This is a genomic window from Tateyamaria sp. Alg231-49 (assembly GCF_900143535.1).
Classification (GTDB): Bacteria; Pseudomonadota; Alphaproteobacteria; order Rhodobacterales; family Rhodobacteraceae; genus Tateyamaria.
This window is the reverse complement of sequence record NZ_FRFA01000002.1, coordinates 387,473-412,732: the sequence shown is the minus strand read 5'-3', so window position 1 is coordinate 412,732 and position 25,260 is coordinate 387,473. Positions and strand designations below refer to the sequence as shown.

At 59.1% G+C, this 25,260-nt stretch carries 22 protein-coding genes; 14 read left to right on the top strand and 8 right to left on the bottom strand.

Annotated features, from left to right (window positions below; translation table 11 throughout):
- Nucleotides 1-182: 182 nt before the first annotated feature.
- Entirely contained in the window at nucleotides 183-1,088 is a 906-nt protein-coding gene (locus DHN60_RS05630; RefSeq protein WP_108836289.1) for a DMT family transporter, read from the top strand.
- Nucleotides 1,089-1,180: 92 nt separating this feature from the next.
- Nucleotides 1,181-1,756 carry a GcrA family cell cycle regulator gene (locus DHN60_RS05625; RefSeq protein WP_108836288.1) on the top strand — a complete coding sequence of 192 codons (576 nt, stop codon included), beginning with the start codon at nucleotides 1,181-1,183 and terminating at the stop codon, nucleotides 1,754-1,756.
- A gap of 75 nt (nucleotides 1,757-1,831) precedes the next feature.
- On the opposite strand, the gene cueR is transcribed toward DHN60_RS05625, so the two are convergent.
- Complete coding sequence (gene cueR, locus DHN60_RS05620; RefSeq protein ID WP_108836287.1) at nucleotides 1,832-2,227, bottom strand: Cu(I)-responsive transcriptional regulator; 396 nt, start codon at nucleotides 2,225-2,227, stop codon at nucleotides 1,832-1,834.
- Nucleotides 2,224-4,605: a heavy metal translocating P-type ATPase gene (locus tag DHN60_RS05615; protein WP_108836286.1), complete on the bottom strand. Its 2,382-nt coding sequence runs from the start codon at nucleotides 4,603-4,605 to the stop codon at nucleotides 2,224-2,226. The genes cueR and DHN60_RS05615 overlap by 4 nt, the downstream gene beginning before the upstream one ends.
- A gap of 149 nt (nucleotides 4,606-4,754) precedes the next feature.
- Here DHN60_RS05615 and DHN60_RS05610 point away from each other — a divergent pair, with 149 nt between their 5' ends.
- From DHN60_RS05610 to mdoH, 6 genes are all read left to right on the top strand, one after another.
- Nucleotides 4,755-6,404, top strand: coding sequence for a thiamine pyrophosphate-binding protein (locus DHN60_RS05610; RefSeq protein WP_108836285.1), 1,650 nt, complete (start codon nucleotides 4,755-4,757; stop codon nucleotides 6,402-6,404).
- Complete coding sequence (locus DHN60_RS05605; protein ID WP_108836284.1) at nucleotides 6,391-7,593, top strand: CaiB/BaiF CoA-transferase family protein; 1,203 nt, start codon at nucleotides 6,391-6,393, stop codon at nucleotides 7,591-7,593. Before DHN60_RS05610 ends, DHN60_RS05605 begins: the two co-directional genes overlap by 14 nt.
- A 178-nt stretch (nucleotides 7,594-7,771) precedes the next feature.
- The gene (locus DHN60_RS05600; RefSeq protein ID WP_108836283.1) at nucleotides 7,772-9,118 is read left to right on the top strand and encodes a tetratricopeptide repeat protein; all 1,347 of its coding nucleotides are present in this window, start codon (nucleotides 7,772-7,774) and stop codon (nucleotides 9,116-9,118) included.
- A 46-nt stretch (nucleotides 9,119-9,164) separates the two neighbouring features.
- Nucleotides 9,165-10,421, top strand: coding sequence for an OpgC family protein (locus tag DHN60_RS05595; RefSeq protein WP_108836282.1), 1,257 nt, complete (start codon nucleotides 9,165-9,167; stop codon nucleotides 10,419-10,421).
- Nucleotides 10,397-11,953: a glucan biosynthesis protein gene (locus DHN60_RS05590; RefSeq protein ID WP_234423532.1), complete on the top strand. Its 1,557-nt coding sequence runs from the start codon at nucleotides 10,397-10,399 to the stop codon at nucleotides 11,951-11,953. Before DHN60_RS05595 ends, DHN60_RS05590 begins: the two co-directional genes overlap by 25 nt.
- Complete coding sequence (mdoH, locus tag DHN60_RS05585; protein ID WP_234423531.1) at nucleotides 11,950-13,788, top strand: glucans biosynthesis glucosyltransferase MdoH; 1,839 nt, start codon at nucleotides 11,950-11,952, stop codon at nucleotides 13,786-13,788. The genes DHN60_RS05590 and mdoH overlap by 4 nt, the downstream gene beginning before the upstream one ends.
- 137 nt (nucleotides 13,789-13,925) lie before the next feature.
- On the opposite strand, the gene DHN60_RS05580 is transcribed toward mdoH, so the two are convergent.
- The 4 genes from DHN60_RS05580 to DHN60_RS05565 form a co-directional block, all read right to left on the bottom strand.
- Nucleotides 13,926-14,411, bottom strand: coding sequence for a rhodanese-like domain-containing protein (locus DHN60_RS05580; protein WP_108836280.1), 486 nt, complete (start codon nucleotides 14,409-14,411; stop codon nucleotides 13,926-13,928).
- A 10-nt stretch (nucleotides 14,412-14,421) separates the two neighbouring features.
- The gene (locus DHN60_RS05575; protein ID WP_108836362.1) at nucleotides 14,422-14,946 is read right to left on the bottom strand and encodes a YHS domain-containing (seleno)protein; all 525 of its coding nucleotides are present in this window, start codon (nucleotides 14,944-14,946) and stop codon (nucleotides 14,422-14,424) included.
- Nucleotides 14,947-15,101: 155 nt separating this feature from the next.
- Nucleotides 15,102-15,890, bottom strand: coding sequence for an SseB family protein (locus DHN60_RS05570; protein ID WP_108836279.1), 789 nt, complete (start codon nucleotides 15,888-15,890; stop codon nucleotides 15,102-15,104).
- Complete coding sequence (locus DHN60_RS05565) at nucleotides 15,887-16,468, bottom strand: uracil-DNA glycosylase family protein (RefSeq protein ID WP_108836278.1); 582 nt, start codon at nucleotides 16,466-16,468, stop codon at nucleotides 15,887-15,889. The genes DHN60_RS05570 and DHN60_RS05565 overlap by 4 nt, the downstream gene beginning before the upstream one ends.
- Nucleotides 16,469-16,564: 96 nt before the next feature.
- Between DHN60_RS05565 and DHN60_RS05560 the strand changes: the two genes are divergently transcribed.
- From DHN60_RS05560 to DHN60_RS05535, 6 genes are all read left to right on the top strand, one after another.
- Nucleotides 16,565-16,909: a helix-turn-helix transcriptional regulator gene (locus tag DHN60_RS05560; protein ID WP_108836277.1), complete on the top strand. Its 345-nt coding sequence runs from the start codon at nucleotides 16,565-16,567 to the stop codon at nucleotides 16,907-16,909.
- Nucleotides 16,902-17,933 (top strand): permease, encoded by a 1,032-nt coding sequence (locus DHN60_RS05555; protein ID WP_108836276.1) that lies wholly within the window; start codon nucleotides 16,902-16,904, stop codon nucleotides 17,931-17,933. Before DHN60_RS05560 ends, DHN60_RS05555 begins: the two co-directional genes overlap by 8 nt.
- Before the next feature lie 220 nt (nucleotides 17,934-18,153).
- Entirely contained in the window at nucleotides 18,154-18,813 is a 660-nt protein-coding gene (locus DHN60_RS05550) for an ABC transporter ATP-binding protein (protein ID WP_108836275.1), read from the top strand.
- Nucleotides 18,791-20,482, top strand: coding sequence for a capsule biosynthesis protein (locus DHN60_RS05545; protein WP_108836274.1), 1,692 nt, complete (start codon nucleotides 18,791-18,793; stop codon nucleotides 20,480-20,482). The genes DHN60_RS05550 and DHN60_RS05545 overlap by 23 nt, the downstream gene beginning before the upstream one ends.
- A gap of 1 nt (nucleotide 20,483) precedes the next feature.
- Nucleotides 20,484-21,317: a 3-deoxy-8-phosphooctulonate synthase gene (gene kdsA, locus DHN60_RS05540; protein ID WP_108836273.1), complete on the top strand. Its 834-nt coding sequence runs from the start codon at nucleotides 20,484-20,486 to the stop codon at nucleotides 21,315-21,317.
- 28 nt (nucleotides 21,318-21,345) lie between these two features.
- Entirely contained in the window at nucleotides 21,346-22,842 is a 1,497-nt protein-coding gene (locus tag DHN60_RS05535) for a phosphomannomutase/phosphoglucomutase (RefSeq protein WP_108836272.1), read from the top strand.
- A 40-nt stretch (nucleotides 22,843-22,882) separates the two neighbouring features.
- Here the strand turns inward: DHN60_RS05535 and DHN60_RS05530 are convergent, their stop codons facing one another.
- The gene (locus tag DHN60_RS05530; protein ID WP_108836271.1) at nucleotides 22,883-23,269 is read right to left on the bottom strand and encodes a nuclear transport factor 2 family protein; all 387 of its coding nucleotides are present in this window, start codon (nucleotides 23,267-23,269) and stop codon (nucleotides 22,883-22,885) included.
- Between the two features lie 32 nt (nucleotides 23,270-23,301).
- A complete protein-coding gene (locus DHN60_RS05525) occupies nucleotides 23,302-25,242 on the bottom strand; it encodes an AsmA family protein (protein WP_108836270.1) in 1,941 nt (646 codons plus the stop codon).
- Between the last annotated feature and the right edge of the window lie 18 nt (nucleotides 25,243-25,260).

Here is a 25,260-nt window from a genome sequence, read left to right as displayed (position 1 = left end):
AATTGAGAGTGAAGTGGTGTTGCAAGTAAGTGCAACGGGATCAAGCGCAGGGTTAACTGCGTTATGCGTTTCGTCGGAGGAAGGCGCGTTTTTTGATCATGCACGTGAACTAGCGCAAGCTTTGGTTTTGCGCCAGCCCTTTTCGCTTGCATCAGGTGAAGGATCGGGCGCAAGGGCCCTGCATGTATACCGCAAAACCCCATAACCCTGCTCTGGCAGCGATACTGATTGCGGTGGCCTGTGCCTTCATTGCGGCCACAACTCTGATCGCCAAGACACTGGCAAGCACGCAGTTTGGAACACCTCTGCATCCGTTTCAGGTCGTGTTCGGGCGGTTTCTTTTTGCGTTTTTGAGCTTTGCCACGGTTGCAGCCATCCTGCGCCCCACCCTGCAACGCCCGCATCTGGGGCTGCATGTGACCCGCACTTTGGGCGGTTGGGCTGGCTTGACGCTCATGTTTGCAAGCGTGGCCCACATTCCACTGGCGGATGCGACTGCGATTTCATTTCTCAATCCCGTCTTTGGTATGATCTTTGCCATTCCCTTGTTGGGCGAACGGGTTGGGAAATGGCGGTGGAGTGCCGCCCTGATTGCATTGGTTGGCGCGGTGATCCTATTGCGCCCCACCCCAGACAGTTTCCAACCCGGCGCTTTGTATGCGCTGGCGGCAGCCGTCATTCTGGGGTTTGAGTTAAACATCATCAAAAAACTCACCGGGCGCGAAAACCCGTTTTCTATTCTGGTGGTGAACAATGCCATAGGTGTTGGGATCGCGAGCCTTGCGGTTGTTTGGGTCTGGATTTGGCCCACGCCTATGCAATGGGCGCTGATGGCGGGCCTTGGATGTGCGATGGCTGTGGCGCAGACCTGCTTTGTAAATGCGATGGCACGCGCGGACGCGAGCTTTGTCGCGCCTCTGACATACGGCACGCTGATTTTTGCCGCCGCATATGATGTTCTGTTTTACGATGTGATCCCGGATGGGGTCACGATACTGGGGGCCAGCATCATTGTTGCGGGTGCACTGTTGCTGGCATGGCGCGAAGCAGTGCGAACACAGCCCAAACATGGCCAAGCTCCCTTGTAACTTTGGCGCACAGCATTAGAATAGAGCGCTGATACGAAATTTTGGGGCGGCCCCTGTAGAGGGGGTCGCTTTTTAGCTAAGAAAGCCTGCCGATGTCCTGGACTGATGAACGCGTTGAAGTTCTCAAGAAGATGTGGGGCGAGGGCCAGTCGGCCAGCCAGATCGCCAAGGAGTTGGGCGGCGTGACCCGCAACGCCGTGATCGGCAAGGTCCACCGGCTGGGCCTGTCCAACCGTGCTGGAAGTGGTGCGACACCTGCCAAAACCGAAGCCAAGGCCAAGCCCGCCGCGCCCAAGGCCGAGGCCAAGCCAAAGCAACCCCAACCCAAGACCGAGCCCGCGATCAAACCTGTCCCCGCCGGCGAAGCGCGGCCAAACCTGCCGGCCCGCAAACAGATCATTCCCGCAGGCCAGCCCCTGCCGCCGCAACCTTCTGCCAATGAGATCAGCCCCGAGGCCCTGGCCAAGGTCAATGAAGTCGAAAAGAAATCCAAGAAGATCAGCTTGATGGAGTTGACCGAGCGGACCTGCAAATGGCCCGTCGGTGACCCGGCCACAGACAACTTCTGGTTCTGCGGTCTACCTGTCCAACAAGGCAAACCCTATTGCGAGGCACACGTGGGCGTGGCGTTCCAGCCCATGTCTTCACGCCGGGACCGCCGCCGCTGATCCAAAGGCGGCTGAGCCACGCCATGCGTTTTGGGGTTTCGCCCAAAGCGCAGGCGCGACTACCCCACAATAATTTCAGCTAAATGAAGTTGCCGACAGGCTGTTCAGGATTGGGCAGTCTGGTCGGCCGTCTCCGTCACAGGTTCTGACCAGTTCGCCGAGCGTGTCGCGCATCTCTGTCAGATCAGAGATCTTTTTCTCGATTTCATTGAGATGTTTGAGCGCAATGCGTCGCACATCTGCGCTCGCCCGATCCCGGTCTTCCCAAAGCGCGAGCAGTGAGCGGCAGTGATCTATCGAAAACCCCAGCGCACGGGCACGCGCCAGAAAGTTCAACTGGTGCAGGCTGGTGTCAGTAAAAGTCCGGTACCCGTTGGTACTGCGCATCGGCTGGATCAACCCGATCTCTTCATAATAACGGATAGTTTTGGCAGGAAGACCGGTGGCTTTTGAGGCTTGCGAGATGTTCATGTCTGACCTTTCTTGCGCAGCCGCAACGCATTGGTGACCACAAAAACCGATGAAAGCGCCATGGCAAGTGCCGCCAGTGCGGGTGACAGTTGCGGCCCCCCAAACGGGACCAATACCCCTGCGGCCACTGGGATCAGCAGCGCATTGTACCCAAAGGCCCAACCAAGGTTCTGGCGGATGTTGCGCAGCGTTGCTGCGCTGATACTGAGCGCCCGAAGAACGGCGGCGGGCTCTGGCGACATCATCACAACGTCCGCCGCTTCGATTGCGGCCTCATTTGCGCCGTTCACCGCCAGACCAACATCTGCTGCCGCCAATGCAGGCGCGTCGTTGATGCCATCACCGACAAAGGCCACGGCACCATGGGTTGAACGCAACGCCTCAAGGGCTGCGACTTTTCCATCCGGGCGGACGCCGGCCACCACATGATCAATCCCGATGCTGCGTGCGACGTGATCAGCGGTTGCTTTGGCATCGCCCGAGATCATGGCGACAGCGCGCCCCGTGTCTTTGATCCGCGCAATCGTGTCAGCGGCCCCGGGGCGCACCTGATCGCTGACAGCGATAGCACCGACATGATTGCCATCAATTGCCACGTGGATTGCAGTCGCGCCCGTTGCGGACCAAGTTTTAGCCTTGGCCAGCCATGCATCACTGGTCGCGATCCCAGCATTTTCCAGCATGGCTGCGTTACCAATCACGACTTGTTTGCCGTCCACACGTGCCTGCGCCCCGTTACCCAATGTGGCTTCGAACCCGCTTACATCCCCTGCGACGTCTGGCACTGCGGCCACGATTGCCCGACCAATCGGGTGTTCAGAGTGTTGTTCAACCGCCGCCGCGGCGCGCAGCATTGTATCAGGGTTTTCCGACGCCATGTCCGTCACAGCAGGTTGTCCAAGCGTCAGCGTGCCGGTTTTGTCAAAGGCGATCACTTGTGCATCCTGCAAGCGTTGCAGCGCCGCACCCTTGTGAAAGAGGACACCCAATTCTGCTGCCCGCCCGGTGCCCACCATGATCGACATCGGAGTGGCCAATCCCATCGCGCAGGGACAGGCGATAATGAGCACCGACACCCCTGCCACCACCGCCGGGCCAAGTCCGACAAGCGCCCACCAGATGCAGAATGCGAGCAGTGCGATAACCATGACAATCGGCACGAACCATGCCGTGACGCGGTTGACCAAAGCTTCGACCGGCAGTCGCGCGGCTTGGGCCGCCTCGGTCAGCGCGGTGATGCGGGCCAGAACCGTGTCGCGCCCCACATGAGTGGCGCGGTAGGTCAGCGTGCCGTTGGTCGCAATCGTGCCCGCGCTGACGGGATCGCCGATGCGTTTGAGCACGGGGATCGGCTCTCCGGTCAGCATCGCCTCATCGATATGCGTCTCGCCCGAAACCACACTGCCGTCGACAGCGATCCGCCCGCCCGGACGTGCGCGCAACACGTCGCCTATCTGCACATCATCCACGGGAATATCCTTAAAGGACCCATCCCGCTCAACCTCGGCTGTATCCGGGCGCAAGCCCAAAAGGCGGCGCACGGCGTCGCCTGTGTGTCCCTTAGCGCGCGCCTCAAGCCAACGGCCCATCAGGATCAGGGTTACGATCACCGCTGCTGCCTCAAAGTATATGCCCGCAGGGGGCAAAACGCCGGGGGCAAGCACGGCGAGGGCAGAAAACAGGAACGCTGAACCGGCCCCAAGCGCGACAAGCGCATCCATATCCGGGCGCGCCTTGAGTAAACCGGGTACACCCCGTTTAAAAAAGCCAGCACCCGGCCCCAACAGCACAAGCCCCGTCAGCGCAAGTTGCACCAAGTGGCTTGTGGTGGTTCCGATGTTGGCCGCAATCCAGTGGTGCACCGCCGGGATCGCATGCCCCCCCATTTCCATGACAAAGACGGGCAGAGTCAGTGCCGCCGCCACAAGAAACCGCCGCAACAGAGCGGCTGCGGGATCGTCAGGGGCGGTATCGGGCGCCCTCTCCTTGGCCGGATAGCCAGCGGCAGCCAGTGCCGCGCGCAGTTCATGCCCATCCCCCAAAACCTCAGCGTGGAGTTCATGGGTCGGCAGTCGCGCCTCTGCCCGCAGGACTCCGGGCTGGGCAAGTGCCGCGGTCTCAATCCGCGCCACGCAAGAGGCGCACGACATGTTTTCGATCTCAAGCCGCATCTGCGTTACTTCGGCTGGATAGCCTGCGTCATCCAGCGCCCGCATCGCCGCATCGGGGCTCACCCCGCTGATCCGTGCAGAGTGATCTGCCAGATTGACCCGCACCGCTTGGGCACCCGGCACGGCTTGCAATGCGGCTTCTGCCCGCCCGACGCAGGACGCGCAATTGAGGCCAGATATGCCAAAGGAGAGAGTGGAGTGTGTCATATAAGGTCATATAAGGGTTCCCGTGACTGGAAGGTCAAGAGGCATACCCCTTAAGCACTGAAACATCTGACAACGCAGGTGTGAGTTGAACGTGTCGAACGCCCGTGACAGTTAGGCGCGAGCCCGCGATCAGACGTGAAAGAGCGAAGATGACCGATATACCCCCTTCTCCACCCCGCGCCGCTGACGTCCTGGCGGCGCGCCTTTATGATGCGGGGTGTCGCCATGCCTTTGGGATGCCGGGGGGTGAAGTTCTGACGCTGGTGGATGCGCTGGAGCGTGCCGGGATTTCGTTCATTCTGTGCAAACATGAAAACGCTGCTGCCTTTATGGCAGAGGGCGCGTGGCACCGCACAGGGGCACCGGGCATACTGGTCGCGACGGTAGGACCGGGCGCACTGAACGGTGTGAATGCGGTCGCCAACGCCCATCAGGACCGCGTGCCCCTTATCGTGTTGGCAGGTTGCGTGGATGAGGATGAGGCACAAACCTACACCCATCAGGTGCTTGACCAGACGCAGGTATTCCGCCCCATCACCAAAGCGACGTTCACGCTCAACACCGGAGCTGCGCATGTGATCGCGGACAAGGCTGTGGCCATTGCAACCGAAGGACGGCCTGGCCCAGTGCACATCGATGTGCCCATTACTGTCGCCGTCACGCCTGTCACCCCGGAGATCCCTGCGCATCGCGCTGTGGCCTCGCCCGTGGTACCTGCTCCCGCTCAACTCGAGGAGATGCGCGCGCATCTGGCCCGCGCAGAACGCCCCATTCTGATCGTAGGCGTAGATGCGCTGACCCAAGGGTTCGATACCCGGCGCGCAGACATCTCAGAGGCATTGCGCAGCTTTGTTGAGACCTTCAACGTACCCGTCATCACCACGTACAAAGCAAAAGGGTTACTTCCCGAAGATCACCCGCTTGCTCTAGGTGGTGCAGGACTGTCTCCAAAGGCGGACGCCGTTCTGCTGCCTCTTGTGCAACGCGCGGATCTGATTATCGGCCTTGGCTATGACCCGATCGAGATGCGCACAGGATGGCGAGATTTCTACTTTCCCGGCATCCAGACCATGATCGACATCACGGCAGAGCCGAACCACCATTACATGCATCAAGCGAGCCTGAATGTCGTGGCGGACTGTGGCGCGACGCTGGCCGCGATGCGCGACGGCGTGACGCCAAACGCCACATGGGCAGGCGGAGAAGTGGACAAAGCGCGTGTCGATTTGGCCACCGCATTCCCATGTGACGACGCATGGGGGCCCGCCGCTGTGATCGATACCTGCCGCACCGCCCTGCCCCGCGACACGCTGGCCACTGCCGACAGCGGCGCGCACCGTATTTTGTTGAGCCAGATGTGGCAGTGTTTCGAACCACGCGGCATCATGCAGTCGTCCGCGCTTTGCACGATGGGCTGCGCCATACCCTTGGCGATGGGCGCCCAAGTGGTTGAACCTGATCGTTGTGTGGTCAGTTTTTCCGGGGATGCCGGGTTCCTGATGGTTGCGGGAGAGTTGTCAACGGCCGCAGAGTTGGGCCTGAACACAATCTTTGTGGTTTTTGTTGATGCTTCACTGGCTCTTATCGAGTTGAAACAACGCCAGAGGCAGTTGAGCAATAAAGGTGTTGAATTTGCAAAACACGACTTTGCCGCCATGGGCCGCGCCTTTGGCGGAGCTGGCCTCACCGTGAGTTCACGCGCCGAGTTACAGAACGCATTGCAAACCGCCCAATCCAGCGACACCTTTAGTGTGATCGCCTGCGTGATCGACCGGGGGGCTTACGATGGACGCATCTAAACCCGGCGCATTGGATGGCGTATTCGTCCTTGATCTGTCCCGCATCCTTGCAGGCCCGACTGCCACCCAACTGCTGGGAGATTTGGGCGCGACAGTGATCAAGGTCGAAAACCCAAAAACCGGCGGAGACGACACCCGTGGGTGGGGGCCGAATTATGCCAAGGGCACCGATGGCAAGCCTACAGACCTGTCGGCCTACTTCATGGCGGCCAACCGGAACAAACAGTCCATTGCCGTCGATATCTCTACCCCCGAAGGGCAGGACATCATACGCCAACTGGCCGCACGCGCGGACATTGTGATCGAGAATTACAAACCGGACGGACTGGTCAAATACGGGCTGGATCACGCTACCTTGCGCGCGGCGCATCCGGGGCTTGTCTACTGCTCGATCTCGGGCTTTGGACAGCACGGGCCAAACCGGGACCAGCCGGGATACGATTTGATGGCGCAAGGCTATGGCGGGATCATGTCACTGACCGGCGAACCGGAGGGAGCGCCCATGAAAGTCGGCGTCGGCATAGCGGATGTGATGTGCGGGATGTACGCGACAATCGGCATTCTCGCGGCCCTGCGCCACCGCGATCACACAGGCGAAGGCCAGCACATCGACCTGTCCCTTGTCGATGCGCAAATGGCCTGGTTGATTAATGAAGGATGCAACTACCTCACGTCCGGCCAAGTGCCCGAACGCCGCGGCAATGCGCACCCCAACATTGTGCCTTACGATGCGTTTGAGGCCAGTGATGGACACGTCCTGATCGCTGTCGGCAACGATGCGCAATTTGCTCGGTTTTGCGATGCACTCGGCGTGCCGGAACTGGCACAGGATGCGCGTTTTGTGACCAATCTTGGCCGTATTGAGAACCGCGAAAGCCTGATCCCAACTTTGCGCCCGATCCTTTCGAAGATGGCGAAGGCCGATATCCTGCAGATGTTACAAGCGGTCAAAGTCCCCTGCGGCCCGATCCATGATGTGGCCGAGGCGTTAGCATCGGAGCAGGCGCAAGCACGCGGAACGGTTGTCGAAGTCGAACGCGACGATGTCGCTGACGGCCACGTCCGTCTTTTGGCGAATCCACTAAAGTTTTCTGCGACGCCTGTGCGTTATGACCGGGCCCCGCCCCGGTTTGGTCAAGACACCCAAGCCGTTCTCGCCACTCTGAAATCTGCGAAAAAGCAAGATTGAGGCACTGCCCCCAAGCGCTTTGGCTGAAAACCGCCGTTTCTGACCTTACACGCTGAAATTTTGCTCACGGAATCCCTGCTCGACCTTCACGTGTGCGTGTGAGCAGCGCGCAATGGGTCCCAAAAAGAGCCAGATGGTTTAGAGCGTTAGACAGCACGAGATAAAGGGTTTTCCTTCTATGATGTACGACATTTGCCAATCCCCCGTCAGTTTGGACGATCCTGCATTGCTTGAGGAATGGAACGCTCTGATCCGCGCGTTCATGGCACATGGTACAGCAACCCCAACACATCTGGGCGCTGTGCTCAGCGGGGCTCCGAACTTTGCGATGGGACACGCGGCCAAGGGGCTGTTCTCTCTGATGATGGGTCGGCGCGAGTTGAACGCAGTGGCGCGCGAGGCTGGGCAGGCGGCCGTGGCGGCATTGGCCGCATCCGGCGGCAGCACCCGCGAACGCCTGTGGGTCCGCGCCCTTGGAGAATGGTTGGACGGACGACCGTCCGGTGCAATTGCTGCAATGGAGCGGATACTGGTTGATCACCCCACTGACACCCTATCCGCCAAAGTCAGTCATGCCATCCGCTTTATCCTTGGCGATGGCGTGGGTATGCGGACATCCATCGAGAACGTGCTGGATGCGCATAAAGGTCACGATCTGGAAGGATACGTGCTTGGCTGCCACGCTTTCACTCTTGAAGAAACGGGCGAGTATGACGCCGCCGAAGGCGCTGGCCTCAAGGGGCTGGGGCTGGCCGGTGACGACGCGTGGGGTCTGCACGCCGTGGCCCACGTCTATGACATGACAGCGCGCCCCGACCACGGCATTGCGCTGATCGAAAACAACTGTTCGGCCTGGGATCACTGTAACAACTTCCGCTACCACGTATGGTGGCACAAAGCGCTGCTGCATTTGGACCGGGGTGAGACAGACATCGTGCTGGCGATCTACGACGATCAGGTGCGAAGCGAAAAGACGGATGACTACCGCGACATGGCCAACGCCACATCGTTACTGATGCGTCTGGAATTGGAAGGTGTCCATGTCGGCGCTCGCTGGGACGAGTTGGCCGATCTGGCCCAAAACCGCACAGACGATGGCTGTCTCGTTTTCGCCGATCTGCATTACATGCTGGCCCTAGGTGCCGCCGGGCGCAGTACCGCCCAAGCCTCTATGACCAACCGGTTTGCCCGCGACGCGGTGCGCAGTGGTGAGATGCCCGCGCGAGTTGCCAACCCGGGTCAGGCTGCTCTTGCAGGTTTAAATGCCTTTTCCGAAGGGCGGTACGAACAAGCCTTCCAAAGCCTCGCTGCGGCGCGTCCCGGCATGCAAACCATCGGGGGCAGCCACGCCCAGCGCGATGTGTTTGAACGGATGACGATCGACGCAGGTCTGCGTGCAGGACTGGTTGATGCCACTGAAACACTTATCGAAGACCGCATCGCACGCCGCGCAGGCGCGATGGACAGGTTCTCCAGCACTCGCCTTGCCAGCATCCACAATGCACGGCGTATCCCGGCTCAATAATCCGGTGGGTCAAGACAACCTGAGTAAAGAAGACTAAAGAACGGCCATGACGTTTGCCGACCCAACACATACCCAAGCAGCGCCCGCCGCTGCCGCCCCCGCCAATGCGGTTCGGGTGCGTGATATCCGTCTGGATTTTTTCCGCGGGATCGCGATGTTCATCATCCTGTTTGCCCACACGCCGGGCAACTTCATCACGTCGTGGATCCCGGCACGGTTCGGCTTTTCTGACGCCACCGAGATCTTTGTGTTCTGTTCGGGCATGGCTTCGGCGATTGCCTTCGGGGCCACGTTTGATCGGGCCGGATGGGTCTTGGGAACGGCGCGCGTCCTCTATCGCATCTGGCAGGTCTACTGGGCGCATATCGGCCTGTTCTTCGCTACCGCCGCGATGCTCGCTTTTCTCACCGACCTTGAGATCACGACGCGCAACTATTGGGGCCAGTTGAACCTGTGGATGCTGTTTGTCGAAGGTGAGCACTGGGACAATCCGAACATCTTGTTCAGCTTTATGACCCTGCAATGGGTGCCTAATCTGTTCGACATCCTGCCGATGTACATGGTGATCCTCGCCATGATGCCGATCGTCATTGTGCTTGGACGCACCCATTTTGCGCTGCTGGCCATTGCCAGTCTCACCCTGTGGTTTTTTGGCCAACGCGCTTTCATGGAAAGCCTTGGCCTGCCCTACCTCAACTTCACGGCTGAGCCTTGGGTGGGGGATGATGACTGGCAACGGCGCTGGTTCCTCAATCCATTTGGCTGGCAACTGGTATTCTTCACCGGCTTTGCGTTCATGCGTGGGTGGATACCCAAGCCACCTGTAACGCCTGTACTGATCGCGATTGCCGCATTCGTTGTGTTGGCGAACATTCCCTTGTCCAACATTGGCGTTCGCGAGTTCGGCTTTGACTGGGCCCGTGAGTGGCGGATCGACAACCGTCAATGGATTTCCAAGACGGATTTTGGCCTGCTGCGCTATGTCCAGTTCCTTGCGCTGGCTTACGTTTGCTGGGTGATTGCAGGGGACAAAGGCAACCGCATTCGGGCCGGCGCAGGGGCGTTTGGGCGGGCATGGAACGTGGTGCTTCAGATCATTCTCAAGGTCGGGCAGCAGTCTTTGGCCGTCTTTGTCGTGTCGATTTTTGTCGCCCGGTTCAACGGCTTTGCGATGGACATTCTGGGACGTGAGACAGCAACAGTTTTGGCTGTGAATGCCTTCGGCTGCGGCTGCCTGATCCTGACCGCCTACCTGGCTGGTTGGTTCAAAACGACACCATGGAAACCGAAAGAGGTCCGCTGATGCTACGCCGTGAATTTTTGGCAAGCCTTGCGGCACTCGCCGCAGCACCGCGCGCGTCTTGGGCCGAGGATACAATTGAACCCGGTCTACAGCTTGGGGACACGAAACCATTCGCACCAAGTGATGTGGCCGAGATGGCACGCGAGATGGCTTCGCGAGACTATCAGCCTCGCCCGTTGATCCCGGCGGAGTGGCGCAACCTGACCTATGATCAGTATCGCAAGATCTGGTTCGACAGTCGCAACGCGCTGTGGGAAGGGTCCGACGCGCCCCAACGGGTCGATGTCTTCCCGCCCGGTCTCTACTTTCCTCAAGCTATCCGCACCTACGTGGTTCAGGGGGATCAGGCCCGCCCAATGGTCTTTGACATGGGCGTTTTCGACACAACTGACAAATTCCCGGATGTGCCGATCGACGAAACGTTGGGCTATTCCGGCCTGCGGCTGCGGGCCGAATTACGCCAACCGGGCATCTACGAGGAATACGCAGTCTTTCAGGGCGCAAGCTATTTCCGGGGCATCGGTACGGGCGACATCTATGGTCTCTCGGCCCGCGGTCTTGCCCTGAAGACCGGCGACCCGATGGGCGAGGAATTCCCCGACTTCACTCATTTCTGGCTCGAAGAACCCGCTTCCGGCTCGGCCAAGATCGTGCTTCATGCCCTGCTCGACAGCCCGTCGTGCACAGGGGCCTATCGGTTTGAAATCATGCCTGGCCAGCCCCTGACCATGATGGTAGAGGCCGAAATTTTCGCGCGCAATACGCTGACCCATGTCGGCATCGCGCCCCTGACGTCTATGTTCCTCTTTGACGACATGGACCGTCAGCGCTTTGACGACTTTCGCCCCGCAGTTCACGACAATGACGGATTGATGATCCACAACGGCGGAGGCGAGGTGATCTGGCGTCCGCTCGCCAATCCCACGACCCTGCAGATCAGTGCCTTTGGGGACAACAATCCGCGCGGTTTTGGCCTGATGCAGCGCGCGCGTGACTTCGAAGATTTCAATGACCTCGAAGCCCTTTACCACCGCCGCCCCGGCCTCTGGGTCACTCCGGGCGAAGGCTGGGGGCGCGGCAATGTCCAGTTGGTCGAAATACCAGCGGACCGCGAAATCTACGACAACATTGTCGCCTACTGGCGCCCCTCGGCGGATATCGAACCGGGCACGTCGCACAAGATCACCTATCGCCTCGATTGGGGCAGCGACCCGGCGCCCAAGGCGGCCATGCCTTTGCGCGTACTCAACACAGCCGCCGGTGGGCGACCTGAGGGTGGACGCATCTTTGCCATCGACTTTGAAGCGGGCGATCACGTGCCAGACGATCTGGGTCAGATTGAACGGCTGGTGCGCAGTTCCGCGGGCGAAGTGACCGAAGGGATCATTCAGCGCAACCCCGCCACAGGCGGCCCGCGCCTTGCCTTCACATTTACGCCGGGCGAGGCGACGTGGGCCGAATTCCGCGCCCAACTGCGCCTTGATGGCCAGGCCCTGAGCGAAGTGTGGCTTTATCGTTGGACACAGTCGTGAGCCAACACGTGCATATGCCGGCGCGCGCGCCGCTGGCTATGCCGGCGCAGAGTTTTTCTGCGGCCCCTGACATGGCCGTCACGGCTCCCGTACAACAGGCGCCGTTCTGGCGCATCGCCGTGTTCGCTCCGGCGCTGATTACGACCGCACTGATGGTCTGGGGCCTTTACGGCGTGTTTGAAAACAGCGGAATGAGCTGGTTGGAATATGTCCTTCTCACCCTGATCGGGTTGACCTTTGTCTGGGTGACTCTGGCGGTGTCTACGGTCACGGTTGGTCTGGTCGGCAGGCTTGATCCAGAGCGGCAAGCCGCACATGCAACCGGCATGGACGTTGCTCTTTTGGTGCCTGTGTACAACGAACGCCCCTCTGATGTCTTTGGCAACGCTGCTGCTATGTTGACGGATCTGGCGCGACAAAATGGCGGGCACCGCTACAGCCTGTTCGTACTTTCAGACACAAGGGATGACGCATTGGCGGCGCAAGAGTTGCATGCCTTTGAAACACTGGCGGATAGCGCGCCCTTTCCTGTCCATTATCGCCGCCGCCCCCAAAACACTGACCGCAAAGTCGGCAACTTGCTGGATTGGATCACAGGTTGGGGAGCTGCCTATGAAGCGATGGTAGTGCTGGATGCCGACAGTCTGATGACCGGGCGGGCGATTGACCGGCTGGCTTGCGAAATGGCCGCTGACCCACAAACCGGTCTGATCCAAAGTTGCCCGCAACTGATTGGCGCCGATACTCTGTTTGCTCGAATGCAGCAGTTTTCAAACGTCGCCTACGGCTGGCTGCTGGCCGAAGGGCTGGCGCATTGGGCGCGGACCGAGGGCAACTATTGGGGCCATAACGCGATCATCCGCACCCGCGCCTTTGCTGCGGCTGCGGGCCTGCCGCATCTGCGCAGCGTGACAGGGCGCACGGATCTGATCCTGTCCCACGATTTTGTAGAAGCGTCGCTGTTGCGGCGTGCCGGGTGGCGTGTGCGGTTTCTGCCGCGCATCTCAGGCAGCTACGAAGAGACGCCCGGTACCTTGATCGACTATGTGGTCCGCGACAACCGATGGTGCCGGGGCAACCTGCAACACCTGCGCCTGCTGGCGACACGGGGCCTTCACCCGATCAGCCGGTTTCACTTGTTTCAGGGCGCGGCCGCCTACCTCATGTCGCCAGCTTGGTTCGTTTTGCTGGTCTTCTGGGCGCTATTGGGTCGGGATTCCAACACCAACCTGATCACCTATTTCAACGAGACCAATCCGCTGTTCCCGAACTGGCCTCCCGCCATGACGCATATCGACAGTGCCGTCTTTCTGGTGGTGATGTACGCAATGCTTTTGGCGCCCAAAGTGGCCTGCGCGACATTGATCCTGACACACAACAAAGCGGTCAAGTTGTTTGGCGGCAGGGGCGTATTCCTGCGCGCTGTCGGGATCGAACTGGCCTTGTCCGTGGCGTATGCTCCCATCATGATGGTGCAGCAAACGCGCGCAGTTTTGCGCAGCGTGTTTGGTCGCGGCAACGGATGGCAGCCGCAAAAGCGGGACGCTGGCGCCTATCCCTTGGGCAAGATGATCCAGTTTCACTGGATTGAAAGCGTGATGGGCGCATTGTTATTGACAGGACTGTTGTCTGGGTTGGTTTCTTTGTGGTTGCTGCCGATTATGATCAGCCTGCTGCTCGCCGTGCCCCTGTCGGCCCTCAGCGCGACCACGGCGCCGGCGCTGCGTTTGGACAACCCGCTGACGCTACGCGAACCAACAATTGTGGCCCGGGCGCGCGTGGCACGTGCCGGATTACGTGCACGTATCGAAGCACCTGACATCGCCGCAGAATAATTTGGGTATGTGCTGTGGCGCTGTTGCCGACCGCCCGTTTTGAATTGGGCGGAAATTCCGATCATTGATTGGATCCATCAGATGCGGAGCAAATCAAGATTGGCGTGCGCGCGTGGGCGCGCTCCGTTTGGCAAGTGCTAGGTCGGGGACCACGCGACCACGGGCAAACCACGCTTTAGCCAACCGGGTCCTGCGCCAGAGCCAAGCATGCCTTCGGGCACATCGATGATGTTTGTGAACCCCGCAGAGGTCAGCCGTGCCGTTAGTCCACGGGACCGCACGCCTCGCGCACAGATCAACGCCACGGGCACATCCTGCCGACCCGCGGTATGCGCAAGGAGCGCGTCAGTAAAGTCTTCACGGCGCATGTCCAGCGCAACGGCGCCTTCTCCCACTCCGGTGCGCTGCCATTCGTCAGGGCGACGGATGTCGACCAGCAAAACAGTGCCGGACAACGCGGCCTTGTGTGCATCCTCAACGCGCAAATTGCCGTCGGCTTCGGCATCGGCCGAAATGTTAAACCAGCGCGATACAAAGACCGCGCCGCCCAAAACAAGGGCCCCTGCTCCAAAGCCAAAGGCCCGACGCGTTATATGCGCCGGGCCTTTGATATCTGATTTCATCTTACTCACGTTAGCCCTGCGGTGCAGCGCTCGAGAATTTCGGGATCGTGTTTTCGGAGGCGGGATTTGCGTCCAGCGATACCCAGTTGTCTTCGGACAGATCAAGGTTGCGCGGAATGTCTTCTTCCCAGAAACCAACAACAGCTGTGTTGATGTTCAGGAACAGTTTGCCGTCCACGATGCGCCAAAGGTTCGGGTTGCCGGGCACTTTGCCGCCTTTGGCCACGCCGTAGGCGCAGTGGCCGTCATACTGAGGAGCGTACTTGGCTGGATTGGCCACAAACGCATCCCGGTTTGCCTCAGTAGAAAACGCAAATGTCGCGCCATTGTAGTCTGCCGTGATGGACGATTTGCCCGGCACGCCAGCAGGCTGGGACTGACCAACCGGCGATTGTTCCAGACCAAAATAGGCCACAACGTCATATCCCGACACCGCATAGCCGGTCTCGTCCAGATACTGGGGACCCGCAAAAGCGCTTGTGGCAAAGGTCAGTGCGCTGGCGGCACCAACAACGGCAAGGGTGAAACGGTTCATCATTTTTCAAGTATCCTTTTTGCACAATGGCATCTGGTCATGTTCGGGGCAACAGGTCGCGTTATCTGCCCTGCTGGTGCTACAACTATAAAGGATCGGCGTTGCCCTTATCAGACCGTCTCGCGCGGATGTGACTGTCTGAAACCCGGGCGTGATCAGCGTAACTTGGGCGGATGGTCCGGATCGGATCCGGGTGCGATGGCTTCGGGGCTCCGCACCGGCGCAGGTTGGGGCAGATCAAAGCGCAATCCGACCCGTGCAAGCCGCTCAGTGATCGGCTCATTGGCGTCAAAAAAAGCAACATCCATCGCGCCTGCCTCGATCCCCGAAAAAGTCAGCGCCTCAGACGCGGCCCGTGCCAAAGCAGGCTCCGCACCCGGTGCGGCCCCGACAAAGGCCAGCAGATGGCCACGCGCGCCAGATGTATCGGTGCTGCTCACAAGATAGGCGAGTTGCGCCAATCCCGTGGCAGTTGCCAGCTTGGTATCAAGTGCAGAGATCAGCACATCCGGCAGACCAGTCGGAGGGGCAACTTCAGCCAACTGCGCCTCAACTTCGTCCGGGCTATGGCCCAGAGTTTGCGCCAGCCACTTCACCCCGTCCGCATCGAGCAGAAAGGACGAGGGCGCCACCCCCATGTTCAGCCCCAGCCCAAGGTTCTGTTCGGCAAGCAGCCCCGCGATGACCCGCCCCGACAGTGCCACATAGGGCACCTCAACCCCGACAAATGCACTCATCCTTTCTGGTCGGTCAAAAACCAAAACGATAGAGCCGGAGCCCGGATCAAAGACTTGAGGGGTGACCGCATCGCCCTCTGCCTCGTTCTCCAGCAGCAAAAACAATTCTGCATCGCCGAGGCGTTCGAAAAAGCGCAGGCGCAATGCGTCATCGTTTGGGGCGGCGGACATTGCCTTATGCGCGATATCAAGAGGGGTCTCAGTCATGCCAGAACGTCTTTCACTCGGGCGCGCAGTGCGGGTAGCACTTCAGCCTCAAACCACGGGTTCTTCTTCAGCCACCCGGTATTGCGCCAGGACGGGTGAGGCAAGGGGAAGCTTTGCGGGGCGTATTTGCGCCAGTCAGCAACCGTCTGTGTCACTCCTGCTTTCGCGCCCAAATGCCAGCTTTGGGCATACCCCCCGATGAGCAGAACAAGCGGAACCTCACCAACATGGGCCATCACCTGATGCCGCCATGTTTGAGCGCAAACTTTGGGCGGCGGCAGGTCTGACCCCTTGGCGTTGTAGCCGGGAAAGCAGAAGGCCATCGGTACAATCGCCAGCTTGTCGCGGTCATAGAATGTCTCTGAATCCATCCCCAGCCAATCGCGCAACCGATCGCCGGAGGGGTCGGTAAAGGGACGCCCGCTTTCGTGAACCCGTGCTCCGGGGGCCTGACCGGCCACGAGGATGCGCACGCCGGGGCGAAACCACACAACTGGGCGGGGCCGGTGTTGTGTTTGCGTTGCGGCAAAGCGATCCGCACAGATCGTACAAGCGCCAAGATCAGCTTCGATACTCATACTAAACATCTAAACACTCCAGAGGCTTAGGCAAACATTTCGATATTTGTCGAAATAATACTTGCAGACCTCCTTCATTTCGACAATTCTAGAAATATGAAAATGGAATCGCCCCACCCGCTCGATCTCACCCGCGCCGCCAGTGCATTTGCAGCACTTGGGTCCGAACAACGCTTGTCCGTTCTGCGTACGCTTGTACGCGCAGGCCCCGAAGGTCTGAGCATCGGCGACCTTGGAGAGCGGACCGGTGTAACGGGTTCGACCCTTACACATCATATGAAAATTTTGTCGACCGCGGGCCTTGTAAAGCAATCGCGTCAGGGCCGTTCGATCATCTGCGCAGCCGTCGCATTTGACGAAGTGCAAAGCCTCTCGGCTTTTCTGCTGACTGAGTGCTGCGCCGACAGCGTGGATTTCCAAAAGGACGCAAACAATGGCTGATACAACCACCCCAATTCCGCGCACCAACTGGCTGGCACGCATTGACCGCGTCTGGCTGGCCATTGGCGTCATCGTCCTGCTCGTCGCACTTCTTGACACTGCACAAGTTGACGATGTCCTGATTTTCGCGGCCAAGGCACTGGCGGGCACGATGCCTTTCATCGCCTTTGCCGTACTGGCCATCGCCTATCTCAAAGCGACAGGGGCCGAAAACCTGCTGGCCAAAGCCTTTGAAGGCAACCCCGCGCGCATGATTGTAATGGCCGCTCTGCTGGGCGGCCTTTCTCCGTTCTGTTCATGCGAGGTCATTCCGTTCATCGCAGCCCTTCTTGCCGTGGGTGCGCCGCTGGGGGCTGTTATGGCGTTCTGGCTGGCCTCCCCTTTGATGGACCCGGCCATGTTTGCGATTACTACAGGTGCAATCAGTATGGAATTTGCGCTGGCCAAAACCGTGGCAGCCATCGCGTTGGGCATGTTCGGCGGCTTTGGCACATTGCTTCTGTCCGGCACGCCTGTGTTCACCAACCCATTGCGGGAAAAACCTGCGGTGGGTGGATGCTGCGGAGTAAAAGCCCCGTTTTCAGCCAAGCCAGTATGGAAGTTCTGGCGAGACAGCGACCGGGTCGCCATCTTCCGCAGTGCTGGACTTGAGAACGCCACCTTCCTGCTGAAATGGCTGACACTGGCCTATGTGATCGAAGGATTGATGGTCTTTTACATGCCTGCCGATCTTATTGCCAACGTGCTTGGCGGGACTGGCATCGGCACCATCATGCTGGGCGCTTTGGTGGGAATGCCAGCCTACCTCAATGGGTATGCGGCGGCCCCCCTGATTGGCGATCTGCTGGATCAAGGCATGGCAAATGGTGCGGCGATGTCGTTCATGATTGCAGGTGGCGTCAGTTCGATTCCGGCGGCAATTGCGGTCTGGGCGCTGGTGAAACCGCGCGTGTTTGCGGCCTATCTTGGCTTTGCCCTTACGGGGTCAATTCTCGCCGGTATGGCCTGGCAGGTGATGGCCTGATCAAAGGTCCCCTACCCACGGCGAAACTCCGCCAAGACTGCTAAAAATCGATTGTTCCACGCGGCGCAACAGTGCAGCGTGGAACCTGTACATTTAACGTGAACTTAGACATAATGCGGTCAACGTTGAGGATTAGGCCGTAAACACACCTCTGTTAAGGAGGGACCGCGCCGACCACGTCAACCTTGACGGCACCACCAGCACACCGCGGAGCAACGGGATGCTTGAGTTTGAAAATGTTTCCAAGTCCTTTTGGACTGGCACACAGCACAAGGTGATCCTTGACCGTGTGTCTTTTCGCGTTGAACTGGGGCATTCGCTTGGCGTGCTGGCCCCAAACGGCACGGGCAAAACGACTTTGATCAACATGATGGCGGGGCTGGAAAAACCGGATGAGGGCGAAATTCGGCGCGGCTGCAACATCTCGTTCCCTCTCGGCTTCATGGGCGGGGTGATCTCCAAGATTTCGGCCCACGAAAACTGTCGCTATATTGCGCGTCTTTACGGGCTTGACCCCGACTATGTCGAAAGCTTTTGCCGCTGGCTGTGCAATCTTGGTGAATATTTCGACCAACCCATCGGCACCTATTCCTCGGGCATGCGCGCGCGGTTTTCGTTTTCCCTTATGCTGGCACTGGATTTCGATATTTATCTGATCGACGAAGGAATGCCGTCAAGCACCGACGTCGAATTCAACCGAAAAGCAGGCGAGGTGCTGCAGGAACGGCTGCGCACCACAACAATAATAATCGTGTCACATCAGGCGCAAACCCTTGAAAAGTTCGCGCGATCGGCTGCCGTCCTTCTAGACGGCCAGCTGCACATGTTTGACACGCTGGAAGAGGCGAAACGGCTTTATGACTACGAAACCCAAAGCTAGAAAGTTCCGTATCAAACGTGCCGCTCCATCGGCGGAGCAGGCTGATGCTGGCAGCATTCAACCACAACCCGTCAAGGCGGTGCAGCGGGATGCTCCTGTACCCAAAAGTAGTGCAAAGCCCGCAGCCCCCCAATCCACAGCCGCAAGCGGGGCATCTTCACCCGAACAGGTGGACAGCGGAAATACCATTGATGCCATCCGTCAGGAAGGTCTGACGGGCCGCCAGTTGCGCATGGCGCGCCGCGTCGCGCAAAAGCACAAGCTGCCAGCCACCTCCGATTTCGACGCAGTGCGCCTACTGCGTGCCAAGGGCATCGATCCGTTTCAGCGCTCAAACATGCTGGAACTGGTCGTGCCGCAGGCCGGTGCCGAACCACATGAGGGTGGCGCCCCGGATGCGTTTGCCAGCCAGCCCGCATCCGAAGGGGGCGCGGGTGCTGCCAAAGGCCGTGTGCAACTGCCTCAGACAGTGCCAGTCAAAAAACAGCAACTGCCTTCAACCGAGGTCAGCCCCGCAGACCGTCGTGCGCAGGAAATGTTCAACATCCAGCGCGACATCGCCCGCAGACGGCGTCGCAAGACTGGCCTTTTGCTGGTTCGGCTGGCCTTTTTCGTGATGCTGCCTACCTTTTTGGCAGGATACTATTTTTACGCCATCGCCACGCCGATGTACGCCACCAAATCCGAGTTTCTGATCATCCAGAATGAAGGTTCGGGCGGCGGTGGTCCGTTGGGCGGTCTGTTACCCACTCAGTTTGCGACCAATTCCGACAGCATCGCGGTACAAGGCTTTTTGCAGTCCAAAGACGCGATGCTGCGCCTTGATCAGGATGTTGGGTTCAAGTCCCACTTCACCCAAGATTGGATTGATCCAATCCAGCGCCTCAGCGCAGACCCAACAAACGAAGAGGCCTATAAGGTCTACAAGAAAAATGTAAAAATCGGCTACGACCCGACCGAAGGCATGATCCGCATGGAAGTGGCCGCGGCAGATCCGCAAGTATCCGCGGATTTTTCCCGCCAGTTGATCGAGTACTCGGAACAACGGGTCAACAACCTGTCTCAGCAAAAGCGTGAAGATCAAATGCGCGATGCCCGCGAGGGGTTTGACCGCGCCGAGATCGATCGTCGCGCCGCCCAAGAGGCTCTTGTGCGCCTGCAGATTGAGGGTTCAACACTGGACCCGGAAGGCGTGATCGCCTCGCTTCGCGCCCAGATTTCGCAACTCGAAACGCAAGTCATCGAGAAAGAGATCGAACTGGCGAGCTTGCTCAACAATTCACGTCCAAACCAAAGCCGGGTGGATGGAGCCCGAGGAACTCTGGAGATCCTCAAAACACAGCTGAACCTGCTGAACAGCAAAATGACAGATGTGTCGCGGGGTGAGAATTCTCTTGCTGAACTGGCCGCGCGCATCCAGATCGCCCAAGCCGATCTCGCCGCGCGCGACATGATGATGCAATCGGCGCTGCAAACGATGGAACAGGCCCGGGTCGAGGCATCGCGTCAGGTACGCTACCTGACGGTTGCGGTTGAACCAATCGCGAGCGAAGAACCGTCCTATCCACGCGCATTTGAGAACACGATCTTGGCTTTTCTGGTCTTTGCAGGCATCTATCTGATGATCTCGCTCACCGCGTCGATCCTCAGAGAACAAGTGACCAGCTAACATGAAACACGTCCAAGTCGCCGACCTGACCATCGGCAATGACCGCCCCCTGACGATAATCGCGGGCCCTTGCCAGATCGAAAGCCTCGATCAGGGCCACGAGATTGCGGGAAAGATGCAAGAGGCCTGTAAAGCCGCCGGTGCGCAATATGTGTTCAAGGCAAGCTACGACAAAGCCAACCGCACGTCCTTGTCCGGGCAACGCGGCATGGGGGTTGATGCCGGTTTGGCGGCCTTGCAATCGATCAAAGACACGTTCGGTGTGCCGGTCCTGACGGATGTACACAACGAAGCGCAATGCGCGGTCGCCGCCGAGGTGGCAGACATCATACAGATCCCCGCCTTTCTATGCCGCCAGACTGACATGCTATTGGCTGCAGGCAATACCGGGGCTGCCGTCAATATCAAGAAGGGCCAATTTCTGGCCCCTTGGGAAATGCCCAACATCATCACCAAGGTTGAAAGCACCGGCAACGACCGCATTCTGCTGACCGAACGCGGCACCTCGTTTGGGTACAACACGCTGGTGGCCGACATGCGCAGCCTGCCGCAAATGGCGCAAACGGGATACCCGGTGGTGATGGACGCCACCCATTCGGTACAGCAACCCGGTGGGCAAGGTGGTTCAAGTGGTGGACAGCGGGAATTTGCCCCCGTCATGGCCCGCGCCGCGGTCGCTCTTGGCGTGGCTTGTGTGTTCATAGAAACCCATCCTGATCCCGACAACGCACCCTCGGATGGGCCGAACATGGTATATCTGGATCAGATGCCCCGCCTTGTCGAAAGCCTGATGCAGTTCGACGCGTTGGCCAAGGCCGATCCTCTTTCGATTTAATCCCGTTTCCAACGCAGAGTATGTTTCGATGAACAAACCCGCACCGATTGTCACGCCTAACACGTGGGAATTCCTACGCGACCCGATGATCGCGCCAACGGGTTTTCGCGAGTATGATGCGCGCTGGAAATACCCGGACGAGATCAACCTGCCCGGCATCACGGCCCTTGGATTGGGGCTTGGCACACAGATGCACCGTCGCGGGATAAAGCCTGAAATCGCGGTGGCCAACGATTATCGTGACTATTCGCTGTCGATCAAAAACGCGCTGATGCTGGGGCTGATGCAGGCTGGGATTCAGGTCAAGGACATCGGTCCAGCTGTGTCCCCGATGGCCTATTTCAGCCAATTTCACCTAAATGTACCCGCCGTCGCAATGGTGACAGCCAGCCACAATCCCAACGGCTGGACGGGTGTCAAGATGGGCTTTGAACGCCCCCTTACTCACGGCCCGAACGAGATGAGCGAGTTGCGGGAGATCGTTCTGAACGGTCGGGGCGAACCGCGTCCACGCGGAGGCTACGAATTCGTCGACGGGGTACGGGAAGCCTATCTGCAAGACCTGGTGGGTGATTTCAAAATGACCCGAGCGCTCAAGGTCGTTTGCGCGACCGGCAATGGCACAGCGGCCGCTTTTGCCCCTGAGTTGTTCCGCCGGCTTGGAGTCGAAGTGGTAGAGAGCCACAACACCCTCGACTACACTTTCCCTCACTACAATCCCAATCCTGAGGCCATGGAGATGCTGCATGACATGGCCGCCAGCGTGAAAGCATCAGGTGCGGATTTCGCGCTTGGCTTTGATGGAGACGGTGACCGCTGCGGCGTTGTGGATGACGAAGGCGAAGAAATCTTTGCCGACAAGGTTGGCGTCATCATGGCCCGCGATCTGGCCAAGATTTATCCCAATGCGACCTTCGTTGCAGATGTAAAATCCACCGGCCTGTTCGCCTCGGATCCAGAACTGATCAAACATGGTGTGACGGCGGACTACTGGAAAACCGGGCACAGCCATATGAAACGTAGGGTCAAGGAGCTGGGCGCGCTGGCGGGGTTTGAAAAGTCAGGCCACTATTTTCTCGCTGAGCCCATCGGGCGTGGTTATGACTGCGGAATGCGGGTGGCTGTCGAAATCTGTAAGTTGATGGACAGGAACCCGGATATGAAAATGTCCGACCTGCGCCGTGCCCTGCCCAAGACCTATGCCACCCCGACGATGTCGCCCTATGCAGCGGATACTGAGAAATACGACATCCTTGAACGGATCGTTGCGAAGCTGGTTGATCGGCACGAGAACGGTGGATCCATCGGCGGTCGCCTGATCAAAGAGGTCGTGACGGTGAACGGCGCCCGTGTGATCCTGGACAATGGCGGTTGGGGATTGGTCCGTGCCTCGTCCAACACACCGAACCTTGTCGTGGTATGTGAAAGCCCAGAGTCCGAGGCGGAACTGCGCGCAATATTTAAAGACATCGATGACGTGATCCGCACAGAACCGGGCGTCGGCGATTACGACCAGACATTTTAAGCACAGCGGGCGCAGGATGCGGGCGCACTAGCCTGATCTTTCAGAACAGTCCGTTGTCGTTCTTGGACTCTCCCGCGATCACTTGCAGCACATCCCAGTGTTCAACCACCTTGCCGTTCTGATCAAAGCGAAAGATATCCATACCCGCGTAGTCATCACTGCCTGGCCAGGTTTGGTGGCAGTGCAAAACGACCAGGTCGCCTTCAGCGATAGAGCGGATAAACCGCACCTCTTTGCCCGGATAGCCCGCCGCCATTTCCTCGAAATAGGAAATGAAGGCCTCCTTGCCGTCCCCGACATGCGGATTGTGTTGGATATAGACATCGCCCACATAGGCCTCGATCGCGGCCCGTGGTTCGCACTGGTTGAACATCAGGTCGTAAAACGCAATCGCGTTTGCCTTGTTGGCTTCAGGTGTGGATGGCATCTGGATCTCCGAAAAATTGCGTGTTGGGCGGCTTAATCAAACAGCTTGAGTATCCCTTTCTTCAATTCATCTTCCAGCTTATCTTTGGCCGCCTCTTCAAGGTCCTGACCTTCATCCGTCACATTGAGTTCCTCAGCGACCTTGCTACGCACCGCATCCTCGGCCTGCTGCTCAAGCCGTTCCTTTTCGGCGGTGAGGTTTAGGTCAAGGGCGGCCTCCAGATCCGGGCGAATGCTGATATCGGACCAAGGTCCAACCATGCGGACGGGGATCGCGATTCCGTTCCCGTCGTTGGCCCGGAGCGCCACTGGCGTGAATGTATAATCAATCGTTTGCGCCCCCAGTCCGACCTGTCCTGCACCCCGCGCCTCGTAGTTGCTGAGACGCAAGAGAAGATCATCGTTGCGCATCACGCCTCCGTCGATGGTCCATGTCGCCGCAAGACTGTCAAACACCGTGGTCCCAGCCCCAGTCGCGCCCGATCGCATCAAACGGTCCAGATCAATGCCAATAATCGTGCCCTGCCCAAACTGGATAGACCCATTGCCCGACAACGACTTCATAATGGCGTCCACAGTTTGGCCAGACCCCAGAAAGGACATCTCTGCATCCGCCGCGCCGGTCAGCCGCTCAATTTGGGCCGCGTCCCGCAATACAGCCTGCATGTCGATCCCACTGGCCAACAGCTTGCCCCCAACAGACAGGCCCGACCGGTTGTTCATCACAAACTCGCCCGTAAGCTTGCCCGCGTAGGCGGCCACTTCGCGCAACTCAAACACCATGCGGCTGTTGTCATTGCGCGCAAGCGCTCGGGTTTGGCCCAGTTTGAACTGGCCAAGGTCAATCGAGTCAGCGCTCAACGCAATTTGTCCGTTAAAACTCGCCAATCCACTGGCATCCAAAACGTCAGTGGGCCAGCCAGAGCCCGCGGGGGCTGCAGATCCGCCACTTGATGCGCCGCCTGCCTCTGTGGCCACACTCAGATCAAGCGCCCCTGTGCTCAGTTGCGCGTTAACCTCCGGGGTTCCGTTCAGCAAGATATCAGCCGCCCCTGCAACTGCGTTGGCCCCCAAGTCCGCAATAACATCGCGCAAAGATAAACGCCGGTCCGATGTCAGGGTCAGGTCCGCGCGCAGGTCAACGGACTGTCCCAAACCTGCGGGTAGTCCGGGTGCCGGCAGGCCAAGAGCAGTTAAGAAGTCATCCGTGTTTGGCATGTCCAGCGTCAGATGCCCGGCGACGTCACCCGCTGTGCTGCCCCGCCCAACGAGCGCGAGTGATCCGCCCCCGGCCGCAACAGTGGCAGAAATAGATTGAACCTGCCCAGTGATGAAGCCCGCAAACCCGCCAATTGTCGCCCGCACGTCCACATCTGCCCCTGCCGGGCTGAGCGTGGCCGCAAGTTCGGCCGCACCCAGCCGTTCGGGCCAAGTCAGCGTAAGATCAACGTTTGCGAAGGACACAAGGTCAGACCCTTCGGCGTCATAAATCAACGTCGCATCGCTGACGGACAGGTTCTCGATCCACACCGCTTGCGGGGTGCGCGTGTCCGGTGCGACTTCGGTTTCGATCTGTGCGGCCCCACTTGCGTCTGTAAAAACCCAGCTCGCTCGGCCATCTGCGCGGCTTTCCAGTCTTATGGTTGGGCGCGTGGCTTCGATATTGGTGATCCGGATTTCACGATTTAGCAGGGCCATCACATCCACACCGATGGCTGCGTTTTCTGCCGTCAGCATCGGTCCCTGTTCGGACCAATCGGCATTGTCGACCTCAAGCCCACCGACGCTGACCCCCAGAACTGGCCACAAGGTCATAGACACATCGCCCGTGATGCGAACATCCCGCCCCGTGGCGTTGCGCATCTGATCCGCCGCCAGCCGCGCGATGCGATCGGCGGGTAAGAAAAGCAGGGAAACCCCAGCCACAAGGACAAGCACAACGAAGAACCCGATGAGCCGCGCGATCCATTTCATAGGCCTGCTCCGTTCTTG

Bases quoted from the DNA above. Each gene is read 5' to 3' on its own strand.
- DHN60_RS05630 (WP_108836289.1), top strand. From the start codon at position 183: ATGTATACCGCAAAACCCCATAACCCTGCTCTGGCAGCGATACTGATT.
- DHN60_RS05625 (WP_108836288.1), top strand. From the start codon at position 1,181: ATGTCCTGGACTGATGAACGCGTTGAAGTTCTCAAGAAGATGTGGGGC.
- cueR (WP_108836287.1), bottom strand. From the start codon at position 2,227: ATGAACATCTCGCAAGCCTCAAAAGCCACCGGTCTTCCTGCCAAAACT.
- DHN60_RS05615 (WP_108836286.1), bottom strand. From the start codon at position 4,605: ATGACACACTCCACTCTCTCCTTTGGCATATCTGGCCTCAATTGCGCG.
- DHN60_RS05610 (WP_108836285.1), top strand. From the start codon at position 4,755: ATGACCGATATACCCCCTTCTCCACCCCGCGCCGCTGACGTCCTGGCG.
- DHN60_RS05605 (WP_108836284.1), top strand. From the start codon at position 6,391: ATGGACGCATCTAAACCCGGCGCATTGGATGGCGTATTCGTCCTTGAT.
- DHN60_RS05600 (WP_108836283.1), top strand. From the start codon at position 7,772: ATGATGTACGACATTTGCCAATCCCCCGTCAGTTTGGACGATCCTGCA.
- DHN60_RS05595 (WP_108836282.1), top strand. From the start codon at position 9,165: ATGACGTTTGCCGACCCAACACATACCCAAGCAGCGCCCGCCGCTGCC.
- DHN60_RS05590 (WP_234423532.1), top strand. From the start codon at position 10,397: ATGGAAACCGAAAGAGGTCCGCTGATGCTACGCCGTGAATTTTTGGCA.
- DHN60_RS05580 (WP_108836280.1), bottom strand. From the start codon at position 14,411: ATGAAATCAGATATCAAAGGCCCGGCGCATATAACGCGTCGGGCCTTT.
- DHN60_RS05575 (WP_108836362.1), bottom strand. From the start codon at position 14,946: ATGAACCGTTTCACCCTTGCCGTTGTTGGTGCCGCCAGCGCACTGACC.
- DHN60_RS05570 (WP_108836279.1), bottom strand. From the start codon at position 15,890: ATGACTGAGACCCCTCTTGATATCGCGCATAAGGCAATGTCCGCCGCC.
- DHN60_RS05565 (WP_108836278.1), bottom strand. From the start codon at position 16,468: ATGAGTATCGAAGCTGATCTTGGCGCTTGTACGATCTGTGCGGATCGC.
- DHN60_RS05560 (WP_108836277.1), top strand. From the start codon at position 16,565: ATGAAAATGGAATCGCCCCACCCGCTCGATCTCACCCGCGCCGCCAGT.
- DHN60_RS05555 (WP_108836276.1), top strand. From the start codon at position 16,902: ATGGCTGATACAACCACCCCAATTCCGCGCACCAACTGGCTGGCACGC.
- DHN60_RS05550 (WP_108836275.1), top strand. From the start codon at position 18,154: ATGCTTGAGTTTGAAAATGTTTCCAAGTCCTTTTGGACTGGCACACAG.
- DHN60_RS05545 (WP_108836274.1), top strand. From the start codon at position 18,791: ATGACTACGAAACCCAAAGCTAGAAAGTTCCGTATCAAACGTGCCGCT.
- kdsA (WP_108836273.1), top strand. From the start codon at position 20,484: ATGAAACACGTCCAAGTCGCCGACCTGACCATCGGCAATGACCGCCCC.
- DHN60_RS05535 (WP_108836272.1), top strand. From the start codon at position 21,346: ATGAACAAACCCGCACCGATTGTCACGCCTAACACGTGGGAATTCCTA.
- DHN60_RS05530 (WP_108836271.1), bottom strand. From the start codon at position 23,269: ATGCCATCCACACCTGAAGCCAACAAGGCAAACGCGATTGCGTTTTAC.
- DHN60_RS05525 (WP_108836270.1), bottom strand. From the start codon at position 25,242: ATGAAATGGATCGCGCGGCTCATCGGGTTCTTCGTTGTGCTTGTCCTT.